This window comes from Methylobacterium sp. 142-1Y (genome assembly GCF_057747795.1).
Window position 1 is genome coordinate 3,242,693 of record NZ_CM173224.1, and the last position, 21,655, is coordinate 3,264,347.

Sequence of the window (21,655 nt, forward strand, 5' to 3'; positions counted from 1 at the left end):
CCCGGATCAGACCTTGGCGGCCTTCTCGGCCACCAGGCCGTCGATGCGCTCGCAGAGGTTCTTCAGCACGAAGTACTGCTCGGCCGGAACCTTGCCCTCGTTGACCTCCTGGGTCCACTGCTCGAGGGGCAGCTTGATCCCGAAGGACTTGTCGATCTCGAAGGCGATGTCGAGGAAGGCCAGGCTGTCGATGCCCAGATCGTCGATGGCGTGGCTCTCCGGCGTGATCTTCTCGCGCGGGATGTCGGCGACGTCGGCGATGATGGTGGCGACGCGGTCGAAGGTGTCGGACATGGACGTGCAGCCGTCTTCCTGCTGAGGTCTGGCTCGAACGGCGCGACCTCCGGGCACCGCCCGCGCCCCGGCCACGAAACCGCCTCCCCGAAAAGGGTCCGCCGGGCAGGGCCCGGTCGAGGGGCCCGCATACACGAGGGGGGACGGGCCGGCAACCGCGCTCCCTGCCCCGAGGCGCCCCCTGCCCCAAGGCGCCCCCTGCCCCAAGGCGCCCCCTGCCCTAGGTCAGCTCGGACGACGCGGCCGCTTGACATGCGGGAAGGATGAAACCGGCATGGAACACGTGAAGCCCCCGACCGGACCCCGGCCCGGCCCCGCCCCGGCGGCCCCGCCCTCGCCCGCGGCCGGCACCTCCGCCTTCGCCCGTGCGGCGCTCGTCATCGCGCTCGGGGCGCTGGGCCTCTGGGTGCTGCATCCCTTCCTGCCGGCGCTGGTCTGGGCGGTGATCCTGGCGATCGCCCTGTGGCCCCTGCGCGAGCGGCTGGTGCGGATCAAGCGGCCCGGCAAGCACAATCTGCTGTGGCCGGCCGTGCTGACGCTCGCGGTCGCCCTGGTGATCCTGGTGCCGCTGATCGTCGTCGCCATCCAGGCGGCGCGGGAGGCGCACGACGCGGTCGCGTTCTGGCGCCAGATCGAGGAACAGGGCTGGCCCGTGCCGGATTTCGTCTCGCACCTGCCCTTCGGTGCCGCCCAAGTCTCGGCCTGGTGGCAGGAGAACCTGAGCCACCCGCAGGGCTCGTCCGAGGTCCTGAAGCGCGTCGACCAATCGATCAACCACTCGTCGCTGGTCGGGTTCGGGCGCACCTTCGGCAGCCAGATCGTCCACCGGGCGATGCTGTTCGGCTTCACGCTGCTCGCCCTGTTCTTCCTCTTCCGCGACGGTCCCGCTTTGGCCGCGCAGGGGCTTTCGGCGACCCGCCGCCTGTTCGGCCCGCGGGGCGAGCGGGTGGCAACGCAGATGGTGGCCTCGGTCCACGGCACCGTGGACGGGCTGGTGCTGGTCGGCCTCGGCGAGGGCTTTCTGCTCGGCGTGGTCTACTTCTTCGCCGGCGTGCCGCATCCGGTGCTGCTCGGCGCCTTCACGGCGCTGGCCGCGATGATCCCGTTCGGGGCGCCCGTGGCCTTCGGCCTCGCGGCCCTGCTCGCCGCCGCGAAAGGAGGAGTGACTGCGGCGATCGTCGTGGCGGCGGCCGGCCTCGTCGTCACCTTCGTGGCCGATCACTTCGTCAGGCCGGTCCTGATCGGCGGCGCGACCCGCCTGCCGTTCCTGTGGGTGCTGCTCGGCATCCTCGGCGGCGTCGAGAGCTTCGGGCTCCTCGGCCTGTTCCTGGGGCCGGCCGTTATGGCGGCGTTGGTGTTGCTGTGGCGAGAATACACGGCGCGAGACGACCAGGCCGTCGCCTGATTCGCCGATCCGCTGCTCGAAGGACTGTTTCCCGATGAGAGTCTGGCTCGCCGCGGCCCTGCTCGCCGGCTTCTCCGCCTGTCCCGCCGCGGCGCAATGGGACGACGACCGCCCGACCGCCCGGCGCGGCGACCGGTACGACGACGGCCGCCGCGATCCCGGCCCGCGCTTCGGCGACGACGACCGTCCCCGGGATCTCGACCGGCGCGACCGCCGCGAGGTCGAGCGCGGCGATCCCGACGAGATCATGCCGCGCCGCCGCGACCGCGACGATCGCGGCCACCGGGATGCGGAAGGGCGCTGGCGGGACGATCGCTCCCAGGCGGACCGTTACGACCGCTACGGCCCCTCGCCGTATGACCGTTACGGTGCCCCACCCTACGGGCCGGGCACCGTGCCGCCGCCCCCGCCTGGCGGGGTCTTCGTCGTACCGCCGCCGATTCCGGGGGCAAATCGCTACTGATCGAGTTCGGCTCGATCGCTCCGCGCGAGAGAAAGCGCGGGCTCCTCTTCAGGCACGCAGGATGCGACGGGACGGCAGGTCCGCGGCTCCCGCCTGTCCCACCCACGACCTCATCCTGAGGTGCGGGCGATCGAAGATCGTCGAGCCTCGAAGGAGGGCTCCACGGATCTTGGAGACTTCTGGAACCCTCCTTCGCGGTCAGCCCATCTTCGATGGGCCAACACCTGAGGATGAGGTTGTGGATGGGAGAGGCCCCTACCGACGGGATTGATGCCCGTGTCATGTACCGATCACCAGCCCGCGCGGCGCCTGAGCGAAGCCGCTTTCCGCATCGCAAAGCGATCAATCGGAAAACTGTATGATCCGGGATTTTCACGGTGCGGCTGCAAGATGAGAAAGATGAGAAACGTACGTTGTCGCCCATGAGCAAACAGGCACGGAAAACTCACCTATCCCCCGCGAGGTCCCGATGAAGCAACCCCCGACCCTGCGCGGCGAGCCCGCCCGTCGCCTCGCCGCCCTCGGCCTCGCGCTGCCGCGAGTCCCCGAACCGCGCGGCGCCTTCCTGCCGTTCTCGCGCATCGGCACGACCCTGTGGCTCGCGGGCCAGATCTGCGAATGGGAAGGCGAGGTGCGGTTCACCGGGCCGGTGACCGACATCGCGACCGGGCAGGAGGCGGCACGGATCTGCGCGCTGAACCTGCTGGCCTCGCTGAGCCTCGCCCTCGACGGCGACCTCGACCGGGTCGTGCGCTGCCACCGCCTCGGCGGCTTCGTGCAGGTGGAGCAGGGCTGGCCCGACGTGCCGAAGGCCGTCAACGGCGCCTCGGACCTTATGGCGGAGCTGTTCGGCGAGGCCGGGCGCCACGCCCGCACGGCGATCGGCGTCGCCAGCCTGCCGGCCGATGCGAGCGTCGAGGTCGACGGTATCTTCGAGGTGAGGTGAAGGTTAGCGGGCGTCGCTCGCGGCGCCGCCGGTATGGTAGCCGGCGGCCTGCTCGACCAGGGTGAGGATGTCGAGGGCCCGCCAGGGCTTGGGGATGAAGGTGGCCGACATGCGCAGGTCGCTCGGCTGGTCGCCGGCATCGCCGGACGTGAGCAGCACGTGGACCCGCGGCCAGGTGACGCCGATGATCCGCGCCAGCTCGAAGCCGCCGATCTGGCCCGGGGTCCGCACGTCCGAGAAGACGACGTTCACCTCGTCGCCCCGCTCGCGCAGGATGGCGAGCGCCTTCTCGGCGGTCTCGGCCTCAATGACGCGGAAGCCCGTTTCCTCCAGCAGCGTGGCCGCGAGGAAACGCTCCTCCGGTTCGTCCTCGACGACCAGGATCACGGGCTGGGTCTTCGCGGCGGCGCTGGACTCGGTCATGTGCAGGGAACGAGCTTGCGGCCCAGTGGTTGCATAGCTCCCGGAGGCCTCTGTTCATCCTTTCCGAGGTGTTGCGGCAATGCAAGGCTTGCCGCGTCACGGGGAGACGATCAGGCGACGCCGTGGCTCCGGAACCATACGAGCATCCGACCCCAACCGTCCTCCGCCGGCCCCTTGCGGTAGCTCGGCCGGTAATCGGCGTGGAAGCCGTGCGGCGCGTCCGGGAAGATCACGATCTCGACCTCCTTGCCCGCCGCCTTCGCCGCCTCGCGCGCCTTCTCGACGTCGGCGACCGGGATGCCGGTGTCGGCGGCGCCGTAGAGGCCGAGGATCGGCGCGCGGATTTCCGGGATCACGTCGGCGGCGGTCTTCGGCTGGATGCCCGTGCGGGTGCCGCCGAAATTGCCGTACCAGGCGACGCCCGCCTTCAGGTTGGCGCTGTGGGCGGCGTAGAGCCACACGGTGCGCCCGCCGCGGCACCAGCCGGTGATGCCGAGCTTGCCCGCATCGCCCTTCGCCTCGGCGGCGGCCCAGGCGGCGGTGGCGTCGAGGTCGCCCATCACCTGCGCGTCCGGCGTCTTCGACACCACTTCGCGGACGATCTCCTGCACGTCGGTCATCTTCGAGACATCGCCCTGTCGGGCGAAGAGCTCCGGCGCCACCGCGGTGTAGCCGGCCTTGGCGAGGCGCCGGCAGATGTCCTTGATGTAGTCGTGGACCCCGAAGATCTCCTCGACCACGAGGACGATCGGAAACGGCCCGGCCCCCTGCGGCATCGCCCGGTAGGCTGGCATCGGCCCGTCGCCGACCGGGATCCGCACCTCGCCGGCGACGATGCCGGCCTCGTCGGTGTGGATCGCCTGCGCCTCGACCCGGGTGGTGGCGAGCGTCAGCCCGGTCATCAGGCTCGTCATCACGAAGCCGCGCCGGGAGTAGGGCGGGATCACCAGGCCGTCGAGCTGTTCGAGGTCGTCGGTCCGCGCGTCGTCGCTCGTCGCCATCCTGGTCCTCCCATGCCTGGCGCCTTGTCGCGCCGGGGCGCGATCATGCGGGCCGAGCGCGCCAGGGCAAGCGCGAACGCCCGTGGTTCACGGTCACGATCCGGTCAGGCGCGAAGAAGTTCGGCAAGAAAAAGGGCCGCCCGCGCGAGCGGACGGCCCTTCGATCGACCCCGATCTTCCGTTCACGCCACCGCGGCCTTGCGGGACTTGGCGTTGCTGCGGGCCGGCCAGCCCAGGGCCACGAGGCGAGCCTTGGCGTGCTCGCGGACCTCGTCGCGCAGGCCCGGCGGCATCGCGGCGAGCGCCGCTTGCGTCTCGGGGGCGAGCATCAGATCGGTCACCGCGTTGATCGACTGCGCCTGGTCGATGCGGGCGGTCAGGTCGGCTTCCGATGCGGCGGCGTCGGTGCGCGGCGCATCCTCGCGCTGGACGTCGGCATCGTTCGCGGCCTCGGCCTCACGGTCGGATTCCTCGGATGCGTGCGGCCCGCGCCCGGTCTCGGGCCGGCGCGACTGGTTCGCCGCCACGAGATCGGGCCGGCTCGCCTTGAACTCGTCGGCCTCGTCCTCGGAATAGAGGAGGCCGTGCAGGCCGGCGAGCTTGAGGATCACCCGGTCCTTGGCCCGCTTCTCCGCCATGGCGAAGACGTAGGCCGCCTGCTTGCCGGAGACGCGATAGTTCACGCCGATCAGGGCTTCGCCGATCGACCACTCGGTGCGGTCGCCGTTCGGGCCGGGCATGTGGCCGGTCACCAGGATCACCGCCTCGTCCCGCTCGGCCCGCACGATCACCGGGGCGTCGAAACGGATGCGGGCCTGTACGGCGATCCGCTCCAGGGCCTTGTGGTAGATCACGGCGGTGCCCTGCACGCGCCAGACGTTGCCGGCCAGCGGCTCGCCATAGGTGGCGAGGATGTCCGCGATCTGCTTGTCCGTGGTTGCGCTCATCTCGATCGATCTCACCTGCTGACGGCGGCTCCGGACGGCGGGGAAATCGGCCGGTTCCACATTTGTTCTCTATCACGCCAGGGAGGGATGCGCGAGCGTTTTCGCGATATCGAGGCGAGACGAAGCGTCGTCGGAGGATGATGTTCTTGTCGCACCCTCGCTCCGCTCGGTGCCCCGTGCAGACGATCCCCCACCGGAGCGGCCACGCCGTCACGGCGACGATTGCGCCGCGTTGCCCGGGGTGGGTATGTTCGCTAAATGTTCTTAAAGAGAGTGACGCCTAGAACTTTGGCAGGTCGGTGCGTCGGCGCCGGCCGTGGCCCGGAGCCCCGCATGAGCACCCCCGCCCTCCTCGATGCCTCGACCCTGCTCGACCGCCCGGGCCAGCGCCGCAGCGCCGTGCGGAGCACTGCGCCTCGCCGCAGCGGCGCGGCCCTCCTGCCCGCGGTGCCGCGCCCGGCCCTGGTGGCGGATTTCCTCGCCATCGCGGCCCTCGACCCGGCGGTGGAGCGCCTGCGCGCCGCCCCCGCCCCGGTTCGCCTGATCCTCGGCGACACGGCGGTGGAGCACGCCGCCGATTTCGAGCAGGCGCGCACCGACGAGCCCGGCCTCCTCGTCGACGTGGTGGCGGAGGGCGATCTCGGGCGGCATCCCTTCCGCACGGCCTACGTGGCGGGAGAGCCGGTCGTGGCGGAGGATGGCCGCCGCTTTCTCATCGAGAGCGCCGCCACCTTGAGGGCCGAGCCGCGCATCTCGACGGTGCGGCTCATCATGGCCTGCCGCCGCACCCACGTCTCGGCCGGCGACCGGGTGCGGATCCTGCACCACCTCGACGAATGCGGCACCGGCCGCCTCGTCGAATGCGCCGCCATGGCGATCAACGCCCAGGACGGCGTCGCGGCGGTGCTGGCGCTCGCCGTCGAGGGGCTGGTGGCGGTGGATATCGGGCGCCCGATCCTGCCGGAGACGCCGGTGCGGCGGCGGGTGCTGCCGTATCCGGATCCGTTCGGGTTTTGAGCGTCTTGACGTTGCGGCCTGAGTTGCCGTTTCATGGCGGCAGGGCCGATGCAGCCCGCCGCCTGCGCCCCGTCCGGGGTACGGTGAATGCATCCATGCGAGGCGCGTCCGTTCTTCTCCCGTCCGTCGGGCGAACCGGTCAGCAAGGCAGGCACTGATCCCACTGGTTCGCCCGCGAGCAGGGATTGAATCATGCGCACCTATCGCGATGCCAAGGCGATGGCGAAAGCCCTTCGCGAAGAACTGGGCCGGCGGGGCTCGGCCCTGTCCCACGGCGAGTGCCTGGAGATCGTCGCCCGCCAGTTCGGCCTCGACAACTGGAACATCCTGTCCGCACGCCTCACCGCTTCCGCGGAACCGGGGCCGGAAGCCGCCCTGGTGCAGCCGGCCGGCTGGATCGTCTCCGGCTCGAAGCCGCACCTCTACGACATGGGCATCGATCCCGCGATGCCTTACGGGGACGGTCGGGCAGCGCTGATCCGCTGCCGCTACGCCGAGGACGATCCCGCCTACGCGGCGATGGAGAAGGGGTTCGCCACGATGATGCAGAGCATCGTGGCCGCTCCCTATCGCGGACGACGAGTCTGCCTCAGCGCCGACCTTCGGGTTCGGGACGTCGCTGGTGCCGCTACCCTATGGCTGCGGGCCGATGCGGCGATCGGCCGGACCGTCGCGTTCGACAACATGGAGGAGCGCGCGACGGACGGGCCGCTCACAGGTACCCGAGGCTGGACCAGCCGACGCATCGTGCTCGATGTTCCGACCGAAGCCGAGACCTTGCATTTCGGCTTCTACCTCCGCGGCAGCGGCCGGGCCTGGGCCGGCGGTTTCGCCCTGCGCGAAGCCTCCCCCGAGGATGCCGCCACGGTGCTCGCCCGCGTCCGCCCCGAGCCGACCAACCTCGACTTCGCCCAGGCGATGGAGGCGAGGGCAACCGCGGGCTGACCGGCCCCGAAGCCTGCTTCCAGCTCGGATCAGGGGCCGTACCCTTTCGCGTCCCGCGCCCGGGCACTGCCCGGATCGTCAACCACCCCGCTTCGCCACCGCCGCCTCGACCAGCGAACGGATCGCCGCCCGCACCGGCTCCGGGGTCTCGTCGCGAAAAAACTTCGCCTCGATCTCCTCGCGGATCAAGGCGCCGTCGTCGCTGCGCGCGAGGTCGGTGGTGGTCTCGGCCTGGAGCAGGGAGACGAAGGCGCTCTCGATCCGGCCGATCGCCTCGGGCGAGGCATCGGCGGCGACCTGGCGGCCGGTGAGGTCGAACACGTCGACGGTGTGAGGCAGGCGCTCCTCGGCGAGCGAGAGGTCGCCCGACAGCACGAAGACGGCCGGGACGTGGGCGATCAGGTCGACCGAGCCGCGGGTGATGTTGCCGGGATTGACCCACAGCGTATCGCCGATCCGCACGGGTGCGTGGCGCTTGTGGACGTGGCCGTTCAGCGCCAGCGCGCAGCCCTGGATCGCCTCCGGCGGCACCGCCCCGGGATAGCCCGCCCCGAAGGCGATGTCGTGGTGGGTGAGCCAGACGGCATGGTCGGCCCCCGGAAACAGCCCGCGCGCATCCGTTGGAATCGCCTGCCCGAACGGCGTGGCGCCGAGCCCGATCAGGCGACCGTCCAGCCGGTAATGCGCCGCCGGGCCCGATTCGGGCACCGCGTCGAGGACGTCGCTCACCGCCAGCATCGCCAGGCTGTCGCCGTCGGAGAGGCGGGTGTGGCGGATGTCGTGGTTGCCGACATTGGCCAGCGGCCGGTGCCGGAACGCCTTGAGGATGCGAATCAGGCGCGACTTCAGGCTCTCGTCCGGCTCCACCGGCCGCTCGAACAGGTCGCCGAGGAGCAGGGGCGCGAGGTCGCGGTCGTTGGCGAGGGCGACGCAATGCTCGAGCTTGGCGAGAATCGGCGCCGGCCAGTCCGGGTCCTTGCGCCGGCCGGGGCGGCGCGACGAGACGTGCGGATCGCCGATGACGAGGAGACCGGCGCAAGGCACCGGCGCGGCGTCGAGCCGCTCGCGTCCGAGGATCATGCCGCCTCTCCGTGGCGGTGGCCGGCGAGAAGGGAAGCCGGCGCGGCCGGATTGCCGCAGGCCGGGCAGCGCCCGCCGGTCGAGGCGAGCACCTCCGCCATCTCGGCCTCCGCCGCGGCGAGGCCGTCGCGGGCCGCCGCCGCCCGGGCCTCGGCCTCGGCGAGGCGGTCGCGGATCCCGGCGAGGCGCCGGCCGGTCGCGGCGGCATCCGGGCTGAGCACCGGCGAGGGTGCCGCCGGCAGGTCGCGCAGGGTCGCGTCCCGCGCCTGCGCCTGGGCGAGGCCGCGGGCCAGGCGGCTCAAGCGGGCGGCATGGGCCGCGGCCTGCGCCGTCTCCCGCGGAATCGGCGCGTCCGGCGGCAGGTCGGCCAAGGCCGCCCCCCTGCCCTGCGCGGCGGCGAGATCGGCGGCGGCGGCGATCACCCGGCGGCCCAGGGCCGCCCGGTTGCGCGCCTCGGCGAGGCGGCGCCCCAACTCGGCCCCGACCTCCGGCCCCGGCAGGTCGGCCAGGGCGCGGGCGCGGGCGGCGGCGCCGGTCGCGAGGCGGGAGGCGCGGGCGAGCCGCTCGGTCAGGGCCGTGCGATCGCGCAGGCGGGCCGCGTCCTCGGCGAGAGCGCCGGCCTGATCGTGCAGCCCGCGCAGGATCTCCGCCAGGGCGTCGAGCCCGTCGAGGGCGGCCACGCTCTCGCGCAGGCGGGCGATCTCGCGCTCGCCCTCGCGGATCGTGCGCTGGTCCTCGGTGACGCGCTCGCGCTGGAGCGCCTGCATGTCGCGGATCAGCCCGGCCTCGCGGCCGATCGACAGGACCGCCGAGCGCCGGGCCGGCTTCTCGCCGAGCAGGAAGACCGGGAATTTCTGGTGCGCGACGTGGACGTCCAGTTCCTCGACCCGGGTGATGCCGAACAGCCGCTCGACCCATGCCGGCACGTCGCGCCCGCCGGTCTCGAAGGTGGTGCCGCTCTCCTGCACCAGCGCCCCGTCCGCCTCGTGCAGCGACCACAGGTTGACGGGCGTGCGCTTGGGCTGGCGGACGTAGCGCAGCACCCGCCCCCCGGCGACGCCGATCTCGACCCGCGCGGCATTCGCGCCGGCCCGCACCAGGCTGTCGCGCACCTCGCCGTAGAACACGGCGCGGAGCGCCCGGATCACCGTCGACTTGCCGTGGTTGTTCGGCCCGACGAGCGCGTTGACCCCGGGCGCGAGCGGCAGGGTCGCGTCGGCAAACCCCTGGACGTCGACCAGGCGGATGAAGCGGAAGCCCCGCATCTCGGGAGACCACTCGGCGGCGCAGGCCGCCGCCGGCCCCTCGATCGCCACCCCCGTCTCGGGCCGGCCGGCGATGCGGCTGACGGTGAGGCCGGCATCGAACCCGGCCACGTCGTGGTGGGAGATCGCCAGGCATTGCACCCCGAGCCGGGCGGCGCCGTCGTCGAGCACCCGGTAGAAGGCCGGCACGCGGTCGGGCGCGATCCAGCAATCGGCCTCGTCAAGGGCGAGGAAGCGGCCGACGCCGGCCTTGACCACCGCGATCAGGCGCAGCGCCATCCCGACCACGTTGGTCATCGCGCCGCCATTGTCCTCCAGCACGTCCTCGCGCCCGCCATCCGGGCGCTCGACCCCGATATCGAGGGCCGGCAGGCCGCGCTCGGTGGTGAGGTCGAGGCGCACCGGCTTCTCGCCGGGCAGGACCTCCTGGACCAGGGCGGTGAGCAGGGTCTCGAAGGTCGCGACGCTGCGCCGGTTGGCGTCCTGCTGCAACTCGCGCAGGTAGGTATCGACCGCGTCGCGCTGGGCGAGCCGGCCCTTGCCGGCGGCGACGAGCCGCGTGCGCTCCGCGAGGTTCTTCCGGTCGCCGTCGCGGGTCGCCTCCAGGCGGGCGAGCCGGCGGTCGGCGCGGGTCAGCGCGTCCTGGATCTCGGCAGGGGTCACGGGCGCGTCTCAGCGGCCCGCATCGAGGGCGTCGAGGCGGTCCTGGACCGCGCGCAGGGATTGCGCGAAGGCCTCGACCCGGCGGGCATTCTCGGCCCGGGCCTCCTCGATCATCCGGCGGATCTCGGCCTCGTCGTCGGTGCCCAGCTCCTCGCGGGCCTGGGCCCGGGCGGCGGCGAGTTCCGCGGTCAGGCGCTCGACGTCGCTCTCGGCCCGAATCCGGTCGGCGCGCAGGCGCTCATAGGCCGGCTGCAACGCCTCGAGGCGGCGCAGGGCCTCGAGATCGGGGCCCGGCTCCCGCGAACCCGCATCCTGCCCCTTGCGGCTGCGCTCCATCTGTCTCCCCGTCATCACCGGATTCAGGTGGCATCCGGAGCGCGGTTTGGCAACGCGCCGGCAGTCGAGAAATCTTCGTCGATCCCTGTTGACGACCTGTGCAAATCAGCCCAGTGTTCCTTAAATGTTCCATGCGGCGGGCCGGTCCGGGAGGCGGCGCGGCGTCGCAGCGGAACCATGGGAGACCCGCATGGCGACCACCCGTCTGGACGACGACGCGGCCGATTCCGCCCCGCTGTTCGAGAACCGGGACTGGCGCCTCCACGCGGAGGGCCTGGAGCACCGGGAGACCGGCTACTTCATCGACCGCGACACCCTGAACGCCCGGCGGCCGGACGGCCATTGGGAATGGCCGCTCCACCTCTCGGAGAAGAGCTGGTGCGGCGTGCGCAGCTTCCGCGAGGCGTTCGCCGCCGCGCTCGACGCCTTCGGCATCGCGCCCGACCGCAAGCTCACCCTCTCCTTCGCGCTGGGCTTCGGCACCCGGGTCGGCGGCGCCGCGCCGGACGCCTTCGTGCCGCTCGCCGACCTCGTGCGCTTCCGGGCGCCCGCGCCGCGCACGAACGTCTCGGTCCGCCCGCTGGTGGCGGCGAGCGCCTGACGGCCCACGTCGTGAAGACTCTCCCCTAAGACCTGGAAATGCTCTAGAGCCCGCCCGGCGGCATGTGCGGGGAGCGGACTTTGGTGAGCGGACACCGCAGCGTGGAGATTATCGTCCGGGGCCGGGTCCAGGGCGTCGGCTACCGGGCCTGGACCAAGGGCGTGGCGGAGGCGCGCGGCCTCTCCGGCACCGTGCGCAACCGGCACGACGGCAGCGTGGAAGCGCATCTCGCCGGGCCGGTCGATGCCGTCGCGGCGGTGATCGAGGCCTGCAGACAGGGCCCGCCCGGCGCCAGGGTGGAGGAGCTGACGGTCGGCGAGCGCGAGGCCGCGGGCCCTGCCGGCACGCGCGGCGTGCAGATCCTGCCGACCGCCTGACGGGGCCCGGCATGCATCCGGATCTGGGCAGCAGTTTCTCGCTCCTCGACCTCGCGGCCCTGCTCTGCTTCCTCTCGGCATGGTGGGGCTATTCCTACGCGGTCGAGCATTTGTCGGGCGGCAAGCGCAGCCTCAACGGCATGATGAACCGCTACCGCCACGCCTGGGCCGACCAGCAGATCGTGCGCGAGAACCGGGTGGTCGACACCACCATCAACGCCTCGCTCCAGAACGGCACCGCCTTCTTCGCCTCGACGGCGCTGATCGCCTTGGGCAGCGCGCTCACCCTGTCGCGCTCCGCCGACGATGCCCTGACGCTGTTCTCCACCCTGCCCTTCGGCGCGCCGATGACCCGGGCGGTGTGGGAGATCAAGGTGGCGGGCCTCGCCCTGATCTTCGTCTACGCCTTCTTCAAGTTCGCCTGGGCCTACCGGCTGTTCAACTATGGCGCGATCCTGATCGGCGCGGTGCCGCCGCGCGACGGCGATCCGGTCCGGATCGAGCGGGCGGCGCGGCGGGCGGCGGCCATGAACGTGGTGGCGGGCGGCCATTTCAACCGCGGGCAGCGTGCGTTCTTCTTCGCGCTGGCCTATCTCGGGTGGTTCGTCAGCGCCTACGTGCTGTTTGCCACCACGGCGATGGTGCTCACCGTGATGTGGCAGCGCCAATTCGCCTCCGACGCCCGCCGGGCCCTGCAGGATTACGATGATCCCTGACGATTACGAGATCGAACTCACCCTGGTGCGCCTCGTCACCGATCGCGGGGCCGACAAGACCGTCTGCCCCTCCGAGGTGGCCCGGGCGCTGGGCGGGCCCCACCCGGACGGCTGGGGCCCGCTGATGCAGCCGGTCCGCCGCCAGGCGGTGCGCCTGATGAAGCAGGGCCGGATCGCCATCCTGCGCAAGGGCAAGGTGGTGGCGGATCCGGACGATTTTCGCGGGGTCTACCGGCTGTCGTTGCCGCGCTCGGCGGATCAGGGCCCCGGAAACACCGACTCGGTGTAGCCCGAGGCCCGGTACGCCACGAGGCCGAGCCATTCGCGCACCGCGACGTCCAGTTCGAACAGGCCGTCGCCGGCCGTGGAATGGAGCCCGACGGCACCCGGCCCGGTGCGGTAATCGACCGGATAGGCCGTCACCGTGAAGCCGGCGCGGCGGAAGCAGCCCATCGCCCGCGGCATGTGCCAGGCCGAGGTGACGAGGAGCCAAAGCTCGCCGGGCTTCGGCTTGACCAGTTCGGCGCTGAAGGCGGCGTTCTCGCGGGTGTTGCGGGAGCGGTCGTCGTAGGTGATCCGCTCCGGCGACACGCCGAGCGACGCGGCGTGTCGGCGCACGATCTCCGATTCGGACATCGCGCCGTCGCCGGTGAGCCGGCCGGAGCCGCCGGCGAAGACCAGGGTGGCCGACGGGTATCGCCGCGCGAGGTCGCCGAGCGCGATCATGCGCTCGCCGGCATCGTTGACGACGAGCTGGCCGCGGGCGGCCGACAGCCCGGTCTCGACCGCGCCGCCGAGCACCACGATGCCGGTGACCGGCGTGCCGTCGTCGCGGAACTCCGGGAAGCGGTTCTCCAGCGGGCCGAAGACCAGGGAGGCCAGCGGCGAGACGCCGCCAACGAGGAGGACGAGGCCGGACGCGGCGGCGAGACCGAGGCCGAGGCGCCGCCAGCGCAAGGCGAGTCGTGAACCCGCGAGCCCTGCCCCGGCGAGGACCAGGAGCAGGAGCAGGTTCGAAGGCGCTGCGAGAAACCACAGCACCTTCGAGAGCACGAAGAACACCGGGATCGTCCCGGCCCAGGCGTGAATCAGCCCTTGTTCGTCTCGGCCTCGTAGCGGGCGCGGGTCTCGGCATTCGGCGGGTAGAGGCCCGGCAGTGCCAACCCCTTGTCGACCTCGCGCATGATCCAGAGTTCGAGGCGCTCCTGCTCGACGGCGGCGAGCGCCACTTCCTCGGCGAGCGCCGCCGGGATCAGCACCGCACCGTCGCCATCGGCCACCACGATGTCGTCGGGATAGACCGCGACGCCGCCGCAGCCGACCGGCTCGCCCCAGCCGACGAAGGTGAGGCCCGCCACCGAGGCCGGCGCCGCGACGCCCGAGCACCAGACCGGCAGGCCGGTGCCGTCGACGCCCTCGCCGTCGCGCACGACGCCGTCGGTGATCAGCGCCGCGACACCGCGCTTCTTCATCCGCGCGCACAGGATGTCGCCGAAGATGCCGGCATCCTGAACCCCCATCGCGTCGACCACCGCGATGCAGCCCTCGGGCATCGCCTCGATCGCCGCGCGGGTCGAGGTCGGGCTCGACCAGGATTCCGGCGTCGCCAGATCCTCGCGGGCCGGCACGAAGCGCAAGGTGAAGGCCGGGCCGACCACCCGCTGCCCGGCGGCGAAGCGCGGCATCGGCCCGCGCATCCAGCAGCGGCGGATGCCCTTCTTCAGGAGCACCGTGGTGAGGGTGGCGGTGGTGACGGCCTGCAGGGCGTCGAGGAGGGTCTTGTCGAGCGGCATCGGGCCTTCGGGGGCGTAGAGGAAAAGGACGGGTCGAGACGTAGCCGATCCGGCGGCGGCCGGCCACGCCATGGGTGCATGGCCCTATGGCTCAGCTCAAGGGCGGCAGCGCCACGCCGGCGGCGGGCCGTGCCCGGATCCGCTCGTACCAGGCCCGCAAGGCCGGCCGCTCGATGCGCGGCACGTCGAGGTGGAGCCAGCGATGCGCCGCGGCGCCGAGCGCGATGTCGGCCACGGTGAAATGGTCGCCGACCGCGTAGGCGCGGCCCATCAGGTGCCCGTTGAGGATCGCCGCGCATTCCTCGGAGGCCGCGACCGAGCGGTCGATCACCGCCTGGTCGCGCTTCTCCGGCGGGGTACGCACGGTCTGCCAGAACGCATCCCGGGTCGCGGGCGTGAAGCGGGTCGCCTGCCAGTCGAGCCATTGGTCGACGAGGGCCGCCGCCTGGGGATGCTCCGGCCACAACCCGCCGAGACCGTGGCCGCGGGCGAGGTAGCGCAGGATCGCGTTCGATTCCCAGAGGATGAAGCCGTCCTCCTCCATGACCGGCACGAGGCTGTTGGGATTGAGAGCGACGTAGTCCGGGTCCCGCACCCGCCCGAAGGCGCCGCCGGCCTCGATGCGCTCGTAAGCCAGCCCCAGCTCTTCGAGCCCCCACACCGCCTTCTGCACGTTGACGGAACTCAGCCGTCCCCAGAGCCTGCGCATGGCGTGTCCTCCTCGATCGTGGGCGGGTAGACGTGGGTCGCGCCCGTCGGGTCGGTGACGGTCCAGCCGACGGGCCCTCCCGCCAGATAGCCCGGTCCGACCGGCACCTTGCCGTATCCGCCCGGGATGTCGAGGACGTAGGTCGGCTGCGCCAGCCCGGACAGCCGGCCGCGAAGGGAGCGCATCAGGTCCTGGCCGTGATCGAGGGTGGTGCGCAGGTGGCCGGTGCCCGGGGCGAGGTCGCCGTGATGCAGGTAATAGGGCTTGATCCGGTTCTCGACGAAGGCCCGCATCAGGGCGGCCAGCGTGTCGGGATCGTCGTTGACGCCAGCGAGTAGCACCGACTGGCTCACCATCGGGATCCCGGCATCGACGAGCCGGGCGATGGCCGCGCGGGCCTTGTCGGAGAATTCCCGCGGGTGGTTGGCGTGGAGCGCCACGAACACCGCACCCTCGAAGCGCTTCAGCGCCGCGATCAATGCCGCATCGACCCGGGCCGGATCGACCACCGGCACGCGGGTATGGAGGCGCAGCACCCGGACATGCGGGATGTCCTTCAGCGCGGCGGCGATGCGGCCGAGGCGCCGGGGCGAGAGCACCAGCGGATCGCCCCCGGTCACCACCACTTCCCAGACCTCCGGCCGGGCGGCGATGTAGGCGAGGGCGGCGTCGAGCTCGGCCTCGGTGAGGCTGCCCTGCCCGTCCGGCCCCACCACCTCGCGGCGGAAGCAGAAGCGGCAATAGACCGGGCAGACATGGAGGGGCTTCAGGAGCACCCGGTCGGGATAGCGATGGACGATGCCCGGAACCGGCGCATGGGTCTCGTCGCCGATCGGGTCGGCCCGCTCCTCCGGGGTCGTGACCAGCTCCTCGGCCCGCGGCACGAATTGCCGGCCGATGCCGTCGTCGGGGTCCCCGATCAGCTCGGCCACCTCCGGGGTGATCGACACCGCGTAGCGCGCCGCCACCCGTTCGAGCGCCGGCAGCCGCTGCGCCGGCACCAGCCCGCGCGCCGCGAGATCGCCCGCGTTGCGGATCGCCCCGCTCACCGTGGTCCCTCGGACTGGGAATACTCGGCCATCGGCGTCCAGATCACGTCCTCGATCCGGCGGGCGCCGGTCGCCAGCATGACGAGCCGGTCGAAGCCGAGCGCGATGCCGCTCGCCTCCGGCATCTGCCCGAGAGCAGCCAGAAAGTCTTCGTCGAGGGGGTAGCGCTCGCCGTAGACGCGCTCCTTCTCGTCCATCTCGGCGGCGAAGCGCCGGCGCTGCTCGGCCGGATCGGTCAGTTCGCCGAAGGCGTTGGCGAGCTCGACGCCGCACGCATAGAGTTCGAACCGCTCTGCCACCCGCGGATCGGCGGGGCTCGGCCGGGCAAGCGCCGCTTCAGGGATCGGGTACTCGCACAGGATCGTCGCCCGGCCGCGGCCGAGGGCCGGCTCGACCCGCTCGACCATCACCCGGCTGAACAGATCGGCCCAGGTGTCGTCGGGTGCGGTGCGGATGCCGGCCTCGTGCAGAGCCGCGGCGAGCGCCGGCCGGTCGGTGCCCGCATCCGGCGCCACCGTCGCGAGCAGGTCGATGCCGGCATGGCGCCGGAAGGCCTCCGCCACGGTGAGCCGCTCCGGCTCGGCGAAGGGATCGGCCTCGATCCCGCGACAGGTGAAGATCGTGGTGCCGGCCGTCTCGGCGGCGAGGCGCAAGATAGCGGCGCAGTCCCGCATCAGGCTGTCATAGGTCTCGCCCGCCCGGTACCATTCGAGCATGGTGAATTCCGGGTGGTGCAGCGCCCCGCGCTCGCGGTTGCGGTAGACCGGGCCGAGACTGAACAGCCGCGCCTCGCCCGCCGCCAGCAGCTTCTTGCAGGCGAATTCCGGCGAGGTGTGGAGATAGAGCGGGTGTTCCGCCCCGTCCGGCCCGATCGCCGTGGTGGAAAAGGCCGAGAGATGCGCCTCGTTGCCGGGCGAGACCTGGAGGATCGCGGCCTCGACCTCGACGAAGTCGCGGGCCGACAACCACGCCCGCAGGGCGGCGGCGATGCGGTTGCGGGCCAGGAGCCGCGGCCGACGGTCGGCATGGACGTGAGGGGCCCACCAGGGCGAGGCAGCTGTCATGGTGCGAACATCGATCGGGTGGCGGGCGACTGGCGGTGGCGCCTGAGATGCGATAGGGCGGGCCGAAGGCATCCTCTGCCGGCGCGGCGCGCGACGCCCGCGGCTTGGCGGACGCCGCCGCTCTCTGTCAACGCTTCCAGTCCAGGATTCGCCCCGTGCCGAAGGTCATCGCCAGCTCACTCCGCAAAGGCAACGTCGTCGACAAGGACGGCCGGCTCTACGTGATTCTCTCCGCCGAGAACATCCATCCCGGCAAGGGCACCCCGGTCACCCAGCTCGACATGCGCCGGATCACCGACGGCGTGAAGGTCTCGGAGCGCTACCGCACCACCGAGCAGGTCGAGCGCGCCTATGTCGAGGACCGGGAGCACACCTTCCTGTACAGCGACGGCGAGGGGTTCCACTTCATGAACCCGGAATCCTACGAGCAGATCGCCGTGCCGCAGGACGTGATCGGCGACCAGGCCGCCTACCTCCAGGAGGGCATGGCGGTGATGCTCTCGACCCATAACGGCGTGCCGCTGGCCCTCGAGCTGCCCCAGCGCGTCACCCTCGAGGTGACGGATACCGAGCCGGTCACCAAGGGCCAGACCGCGTCCTCGTCCTACAAGCCCGCCACGCTCTCGAACGGCATCCGCACCCTGGTGCCGCCGCATATCGGCACCGGCACCCGCATCGTCGTCATGACGGCGGACGGCGCCTACGTCGAGCGCGCCAAGGACTGATCGATATCGGGCGGGGCTCAACCCCCGCCCGCCTCCCTGAAGCAGGTCCGCGACACCGCGATCGCCCGGGCCTGCTCCTCGCCCGTGAAGTCGCCGCCTGCCCGCCACAGGCCCTCGTCGCGCAGGCGCCCCAGCACGCAGCGCGCCGCCACCCGGCAGGTCGCCGTGCCGCCGCCGGCCTCCGCGCAATTGGCCCGGTACTCGCGCAGGAACTGCGCCTGTCCCGCACGGGGATGCGGCCCGCTCACCGACGCGACCCCGTAGAGCAGCCCGAGCAGCAGCGGCTGGTGGACGAGATAGACCGCGAGGCTGTGCCGCCCGGCTCCCGTGGCGAGCCGCCCGATCCGGCTGCGCGGCGCCCAGGCTCCGATCCGCGACGCCGCGAGGCGCGGCAGGGCGAGCCGGCCGAGCCCCACCCCCGCCAGCACGAAACCGAACCAGGGAAACAGCGGCACGTAGTCGTTCGTCGTCGGCACGACGGCGCCGAGCCCGAGGAAGTACAGCCCCGGCGCGTCGAGGACGGCCGGTGTGCCCGTGAGGCCCGCCAGCGTCGGGCCGGCGAAGACGAGAGCAGCGGCGAGCGCGACCAGCGGCAGCGGCGCCACGAGCGCCGGCAGGGCCAGCACGCTCGACAGGGCGATGCAGTGCAGGATGCCGAAGAAGATCCACGAATCAGGGAACAGGAAGAAGGTGGCGAGCGAGATGGCGACCGCCGCCAGGGCGATGCGACCGAGGCGCGCCAGGTAGGGGCGCCACCACCCGGCTCTCCGGCCCCTTGCCAGAACGAGGCTGATCCCGACCAGCACCAGGAAGCTGCCGGCGATGCCGTGCGCCGACGCCTTTCCGACCGACGACAGGGCGGCATTCTCGGGCGTCAGCCGCAGGAAACCGAGGTCCCAGGTCAGGTGGTAGAGCGCCATCGCCAGGAGCGCGACGCCGCGGGCGAGGTCGATGACGGCGAGGCGCCGGACCGGCGCGGCGGCAAGGGGCGGGGCGGCAGGGGGCGGAGCGGAGGGAATCGAGGTCTGAATCGCGGCGTCTCCGAAGCGGCATGTGCCGGCGTGCTCATAGCCGAGCCGGATCGCGGCCGGCATCCCCGTCCGCCCCTGCGACGAAAACGCGCAGGAGCGGGTGTAGGATTTTAGTCGGTGCCGCAATCCTCGCGCGCGACTCCGGAAACTTGCCTCCCCGGATTGCAGAATGCCCGCCGGCCGGGCGAATCCGGCGAGGACATCACCCCTTCTCCGTCTCAACTCGGCCGATTTGGGCTTCCCCGGAGTCATGACTTTGTTAATCTGCCGGTGAAGCGCGCGACGCGATTCGAGTGGGTTGCTTACGATGTCGGACGAGTTCGGTTCAGGCCACGCCTGGGAACGGCCAGCGGGTGCGTTCGGGGACGGCGCGCGCGACACCAAACCCGTGCTCGACGCGGCGGTGGAACGCCCGACCGAACTCGTCGAGGTGAGCGGCCGCATCAAGTGGTTCGACGTGGCGAAGGGCTTCGGTTTCATCGTGCCGGATAGCGGCGCAGCCGACGTCCTGCTCCACGTCACCTGCCTGCGCCGCGACGGCCACCAGAGCGCCAGCGAGGGCGCGCGGATCGTGGTCGAGGCGGTGCAGCGCCCCCGCGGCTGGCAGGCCTTCCGGGTGATCTCCCTCGACCAGTCGACGGCGACCCATCCGGCCGAGCTGCCGATGCCGCGCACCCACGTCACCGTGGTGCCGACCAGCGGCCTGGAGACCGCGGTGGTGAAGTGGTTCAACCGCCTGCGCGGCTTCGGCTTCCTCAGCCGCGGCGACGGCACGCCGGACATCTTCGTCCACATGGAGACCCTGCGCCGCTACGGCATCGCCGAGCTGAAGCCCGGCGAGCACGTCATGGTGCGCTACGGCGACGGCTCGAAGGGCCTGATGGCCGCCGAGGTCCGCCTCCTGAGCGAGGCGAGCGTGGGGGCGGGGCCGCCCTCGTCGCACTGAGCGCCTGGCACCACGCCGTGCGCCGCCAGGCGGGCGGCGCGGCATTTTCGATTCGCCTGTGTTTCCGGTCGCCGAGCCCCCATCCCTTTCGCGGCGGAATGCGCTAGCTCACCCTCATGTCGCTCCGCTTCGCACGGCCCCTCGCGGCCTCGGCCCTGGTGGCCTCCCCCCGCCGGCTCCTCGCCGCCCTCATCCTCCTGCTCCTGCCTTCGGCGGTTCTCGCCGACGGTCCGTTCGAGCCGCTGACCATCGCCTCCCGCAACGGCCGCCACACCTTCCAGGTCGAGGTGATGCGCGACGATGCCGGGCGCGCCCGGGGGCTGATGTTCCGCCGCTCCATGGCGCCAGACCGCGGCATGCTGTTCGACTTCGAACGCACCGAGCCGGTCGCGATGTGGATGAAGAACACCTACCTGCCGCTCGACATGCTGTTCATCCGCGCCGACGGCACGGTGGCGCGCATCGCCGCCGATACCGAGCCGCTCTCGACCCGCACCATCACCTCCGGCGAGCCGGTGCTCGGCGTGCTCGAGCTCAATGCCGGCACCGCCGCGCGCCTCGGTCTGCATCCGGGCGACAAGGTCGAGCATCCGCTGTTCCGCGGGCGCTGACGGGAGGCCGGCGGCGCTCGAGTATTATCTGATTGGAGCGAATGCCGGCTGCAACGTCACGGTGCACGACAGGACCGTTCACCTACGGGCTCCGGCCCGTCCCACCCGCGACCTCATCCTGAGGTGCGGGCGATCGAAGATCGCTGAGCCTCGAAGGAGGCCTCCAGGAATTGCCGTGGCATCTGGAGCCCTCCTTCGAGGTCAGTCGATCTTTGATCGACTGACACCTCATACCAATGGCCCAAGATGCTGACGCATCGGGCCATTGATCCATCTCGAATTTTCGATTTCAAGCCAGAGGCTTGGCGAAAATTCGAGAGCGGAACCAAAGGTCGTTTCCAACGACCGTTGGTATCAGGATGAGGTTGAGGCTGGGAAAGTCCGATGACCGGCAGGCGTCGGGCCACTGTCATATCCCGTGTCGCGACGCGATCTTGCGGTGCTTTCGCCGCCGGATGACGGGGTCAGAAGCCGCGGTTCGAGATGCTCGGGATCGACGGCTGGGTGAAGACGCGGTTCACGTCGGGCCGGCGCTGGGTCCCGTTGGTGTCGTTCGAGCGCACGTAGTTCTTGGTGTCGAAACTCTCGGCGAGGCCGGTGCCGCGCGGGTCGCCGCTGCTGGTGCAGGCGGCGGCGAGGCAGGCGAGGGTGAACGCCGCGGCGGCATGAAGGAAGCGCATGGAGGGTCCTGACGTTCGGGCCTGCCGACTCGCGGATGTCGAATCGAGGGCGTTTTGGATCTGACAGTCCAGCCGGGGTGCCCGGCTCCTGTCCCCCCGTCAAGGCGCCGGGGGCGGCGACGGCGGTAAAGCCCCTCCCCTGTGCCTCCCGCGCCGCGCCGTGCGGAATGTGTGGAGGGCTGCGATTCTCCGGCTGGCGGAGTCCCGAGCTTTGCGCGAGAGTCCGGCCCGATGAGCAACGTCGTTCCCCTGCTGCGCCCGCGTCCGGCGCCCGATGCCGCCGCCCGCGCCACCGCGTCGGTCGTCTCCGACCTGGTGACGATCGCCGAGCAGCTGCACGACATCGGCGCCCGCGCCGCCGCCCTTGGCCGGCCGCGCACCGAGGCCGAGCGCACGGTGCAGATGGTGCTGGATGCCGTGACGTCGATCGAGCGGGCGCTCGACACGATCACGGATGGCGGGGATTACACGCCGTTCTGAGCGCTGGTTCGACGGTGTCGTACGCGTCGTCCCATCCCGAGCTCGTCCTGAGGTTCCGGATAGGATGAATGGTGTACGCCCATCTCGG

General features: G+C 71.6%; 27 protein-coding genes. 13 read left to right on the top strand and 14 right to left on the bottom strand.

The annotated features are described in order from the left end of the window. Positions 1-6 precede the first annotated feature (6 nt). Positions 7-294, bottom strand: a complete 288-nt coding sequence (locus AC3AOF_RS14695) for an acyl carrier protein (RefSeq protein ID WP_203156095.1) — start codon at positions 292-294, stop codon at positions 7-9. 283 nt (positions 295-577) lie between these two features. Between AC3AOF_RS14695 and AC3AOF_RS14700 the strand changes: the two genes are divergently transcribed. The 3 genes from AC3AOF_RS14700 to AC3AOF_RS14710 all read left to right on the top strand — a co-directional run bounded on the left by AC3AOF_RS14700 (position 578) and on the right by AC3AOF_RS14710 (position 3,108). Then, positions 578-1,699, top strand: a complete 1,122-nt coding sequence (locus AC3AOF_RS14700) for an AI-2E family transporter (protein WP_488348995.1) — start codon at positions 578-580, stop codon at positions 1,697-1,699. A 34-nt stretch (positions 1,700-1,733) separates the two neighbouring features. Beyond that, positions 1,734-2,162, top strand: coding sequence for a hypothetical protein (locus AC3AOF_RS14705; RefSeq protein ID WP_488348920.1), 429 nt, complete (start codon positions 1,734-1,736; stop codon positions 2,160-2,162). A gap of 487 nt (positions 2,163-2,649) precedes the next feature. After that, a complete protein-coding gene (locus tag AC3AOF_RS14710; RefSeq protein WP_442919363.1) occupies positions 2,650-3,108 on the top strand; it encodes a RidA family protein in 459 nt (152 codons plus the stop codon). 3 nt (positions 3,109-3,111) lie between these two features. On the opposite strand, the gene AC3AOF_RS14715 is transcribed toward AC3AOF_RS14710, so the two are convergent. The 3 genes from AC3AOF_RS14715 to AC3AOF_RS14725 form a co-directional block, all read right to left on the bottom strand. Continuing rightward, positions 3,112-3,531, bottom strand: a complete 420-nt coding sequence (locus AC3AOF_RS14715) for a response regulator (RefSeq protein WP_236990107.1) — start codon at positions 3,529-3,531, stop codon at positions 3,112-3,114. A gap of 110 nt (positions 3,532-3,641) precedes the next feature. Next, on the bottom strand, positions 3,642-4,532 hold the full coding sequence (locus AC3AOF_RS14720; RefSeq protein WP_488348921.1) for a dienelactone hydrolase family protein: 891 nt from the start codon (positions 4,530-4,532) through the stop codon (positions 3,642-3,644). A 182-nt stretch (positions 4,533-4,714) separates the two neighbouring features. Beyond that, on the bottom strand, positions 4,715-5,479 hold the full coding sequence (locus tag AC3AOF_RS14725) for a trna delta -isopentenylpyrophosphate transferase (RefSeq protein WP_236990105.1): 765 nt from the start codon (positions 5,477-5,479) through the stop codon (positions 4,715-4,717). Between the two features lie 333 nt (positions 5,480-5,812). Here AC3AOF_RS14725 and AC3AOF_RS14730 point away from each other — a divergent pair, with 333 nt between their 5' ends. Further along, complete coding sequence (locus AC3AOF_RS14730; protein WP_488348922.1) at positions 5,813-6,496, top strand: hypothetical protein; 684 nt, start codon at positions 5,813-5,815, stop codon at positions 6,494-6,496. Positions 6,497-6,688: 192 nt separating this feature from the next. Continuing rightward, positions 6,689-7,441: a glyoxalase superfamily protein gene (locus AC3AOF_RS14735; RefSeq protein WP_488348923.1), complete on the top strand. Its 753-nt coding sequence runs from the start codon at positions 6,689-6,691 to the stop codon at positions 7,439-7,441. Positions 7,442-7,519: 78 nt separating this feature from the next. On the opposite strand, the gene AC3AOF_RS14740 is transcribed toward AC3AOF_RS14735, so the two are convergent. Genes AC3AOF_RS14740 through AC3AOF_RS14750 form a run of 3 tightly spaced genes read right to left on the bottom strand, consistent with a single transcriptional unit; the run spans position 7,520 to position 10,785 of the window. Continuing rightward, on the bottom strand, positions 7,520-8,521 hold the full coding sequence (locus AC3AOF_RS14740; protein ID WP_488348924.1) for a hypothetical protein: 1,002 nt from the start codon (positions 8,519-8,521) through the stop codon (positions 7,520-7,522). After that, the gene (locus AC3AOF_RS14745; RefSeq protein WP_488348925.1) at positions 8,518-10,449 is read right to left on the bottom strand and encodes an AAA family ATPase; all 1,932 of its coding nucleotides are present in this window, start codon (positions 10,447-10,449) and stop codon (positions 8,518-8,520) included. The genes AC3AOF_RS14740 and AC3AOF_RS14745 overlap by 4 nt, the downstream gene beginning before the upstream one ends. 9 nt (positions 10,450-10,458) lie before the next feature. Beyond that, on the bottom strand, positions 10,459-10,785 hold the full coding sequence (locus AC3AOF_RS14750) for a hypothetical protein (protein ID WP_488348926.1): 327 nt from the start codon (positions 10,783-10,785) through the stop codon (positions 10,459-10,461). 190 nt (positions 10,786-10,975) lie between these two features. Between AC3AOF_RS14750 and AC3AOF_RS14755 the strand changes: the two genes are divergently transcribed. From AC3AOF_RS14755 to AC3AOF_RS14770, 4 genes are all read left to right on the top strand, one after another. Next, positions 10,976-11,386, top strand: a complete 411-nt coding sequence (locus AC3AOF_RS14755) for a hypothetical protein (protein WP_488348927.1) — start codon at positions 10,976-10,978, stop codon at positions 11,384-11,386. A gap of 101 nt (positions 11,387-11,487) precedes the next feature. Beyond that, positions 11,488-11,763 (top strand): acylphosphatase, encoded by a 276-nt coding sequence (locus tag AC3AOF_RS14760; RefSeq protein WP_488348928.1) that lies wholly within the window; start codon positions 11,488-11,490, stop codon positions 11,761-11,763. 11 nt (positions 11,764-11,774) lie between these two features. Beyond that, positions 11,775-12,479, top strand: a complete 705-nt coding sequence (locus AC3AOF_RS14765) for a DUF599 domain-containing protein (RefSeq protein WP_236990098.1) — start codon at positions 11,775-11,777, stop codon at positions 12,477-12,479. Beyond that, on the top strand, positions 12,469-12,768 hold the full coding sequence (locus AC3AOF_RS14770; RefSeq protein ID WP_442919267.1) for a DUF3253 domain-containing protein: 300 nt from the start codon (positions 12,469-12,471) through the stop codon (positions 12,766-12,768). Before AC3AOF_RS14765 ends, AC3AOF_RS14770 begins: the two co-directional genes overlap by 11 nt. Here AC3AOF_RS14770 and AC3AOF_RS14775 read toward each other — a convergent pair. The 5 genes from AC3AOF_RS14775 to epmA all read right to left on the bottom strand — a co-directional run bounded on the left by AC3AOF_RS14775 (position 12,738) and on the right by epmA (position 17,094). Continuing rightward, positions 12,738-13,541, bottom strand: coding sequence for a YdcF family protein (locus AC3AOF_RS14775; protein ID WP_488348929.1), 804 nt, complete (start codon positions 13,539-13,541; stop codon positions 12,738-12,740). The two genes, AC3AOF_RS14770 and AC3AOF_RS14775, sit on opposite strands and share 31 nt — an antisense overlap. 26 nt (positions 13,542-13,567) lie before the next feature. Next, positions 13,568-14,272, bottom strand: coding sequence for a ribonuclease activity regulator RraA (locus AC3AOF_RS14780; protein ID WP_488348930.1), 705 nt, complete (start codon positions 14,270-14,272; stop codon positions 13,568-13,570). 91 nt (positions 14,273-14,363) lie between these two features. Further along, the gene (locus AC3AOF_RS14785; protein WP_488348931.1) at positions 14,364-14,981 is read right to left on the bottom strand and encodes a glutathione S-transferase family protein; all 618 of its coding nucleotides are present in this window, start codon (positions 14,979-14,981) and stop codon (positions 14,364-14,366) included. Beyond that, complete coding sequence (locus tag AC3AOF_RS14790; protein ID WP_488348932.1) at positions 14,957-16,030, bottom strand: lysine-2,3-aminomutase-like protein; 1,074 nt, start codon at positions 16,028-16,030, stop codon at positions 14,957-14,959. Before AC3AOF_RS14790 ends, AC3AOF_RS14785 begins: the two co-directional genes overlap by 25 nt. Continuing rightward, positions 16,027-17,094: an EF-P lysine aminoacylase EpmA gene (epmA, locus tag AC3AOF_RS14795; RefSeq protein WP_488348933.1), complete on the bottom strand. Its 1,068-nt coding sequence runs from the start codon at positions 17,092-17,094 to the stop codon at positions 16,027-16,029. Before epmA ends, AC3AOF_RS14790 begins: the two co-directional genes overlap by 4 nt. A 155-nt stretch (positions 17,095-17,249) precedes the next feature. Here epmA and efp point away from each other — a divergent pair, with 155 nt between their 5' ends. After that, positions 17,250-17,819: an elongation factor P gene (gene efp / locus AC3AOF_RS14800; RefSeq protein WP_236990092.1), complete on the top strand. Its 570-nt coding sequence runs from the start codon at positions 17,250-17,252 to the stop codon at positions 17,817-17,819. Positions 17,820-17,836: 17 nt separating this feature from the next. Here the strand turns inward: efp and AC3AOF_RS14805 are convergent, their stop codons facing one another. Beyond that, positions 17,837-18,913 carry an acetyltransferase domain-containing protein gene (locus tag AC3AOF_RS14805; RefSeq protein ID WP_442919266.1) on the bottom strand — a complete coding sequence of 359 codons (1,077 nt, stop codon included), beginning with the start codon at positions 18,911-18,913 and terminating at the stop codon, positions 17,837-17,839. A gap of 244 nt (positions 18,914-19,157) precedes the next feature. Between AC3AOF_RS14805 and AC3AOF_RS14810 the strand changes: the two genes are divergently transcribed. Both AC3AOF_RS14810 and AC3AOF_RS14815 read left to right on the top strand, forming a co-directional pair. Continuing rightward, positions 19,158-19,796, top strand: a complete 639-nt coding sequence (locus AC3AOF_RS14810; RefSeq protein ID WP_236990091.1) for a cold-shock protein — start codon at positions 19,158-19,160, stop codon at positions 19,794-19,796. A 116-nt stretch (positions 19,797-19,912) separates the two neighbouring features. Next, positions 19,913-20,407, top strand: a complete 495-nt coding sequence (locus AC3AOF_RS14815) for a DUF192 domain-containing protein (RefSeq protein WP_488348934.1) — start codon at positions 19,913-19,915, stop codon at positions 20,405-20,407. A gap of 464 nt (positions 20,408-20,871) precedes the next feature. On the opposite strand, the gene AC3AOF_RS14820 is transcribed toward AC3AOF_RS14815, so the two are convergent. Then, positions 20,872-21,087: a lipocalin/fatty-acid binding family protein gene (locus AC3AOF_RS14820; RefSeq protein WP_236990089.1), complete on the bottom strand. Its 216-nt coding sequence runs from the start codon at positions 21,085-21,087 to the stop codon at positions 20,872-20,874. Positions 21,088-21,318: 231 nt separating this feature from the next. Here AC3AOF_RS14820 and AC3AOF_RS14825 point away from each other — a divergent pair, with 231 nt between their 5' ends. Further along, complete coding sequence (locus AC3AOF_RS14825; protein WP_099952958.1) at positions 21,319-21,567, top strand: hypothetical protein; 249 nt, start codon at positions 21,319-21,321, stop codon at positions 21,565-21,567. The last annotated feature ends 88 nt before the right edge of the window (positions 21,568-21,655 follow it).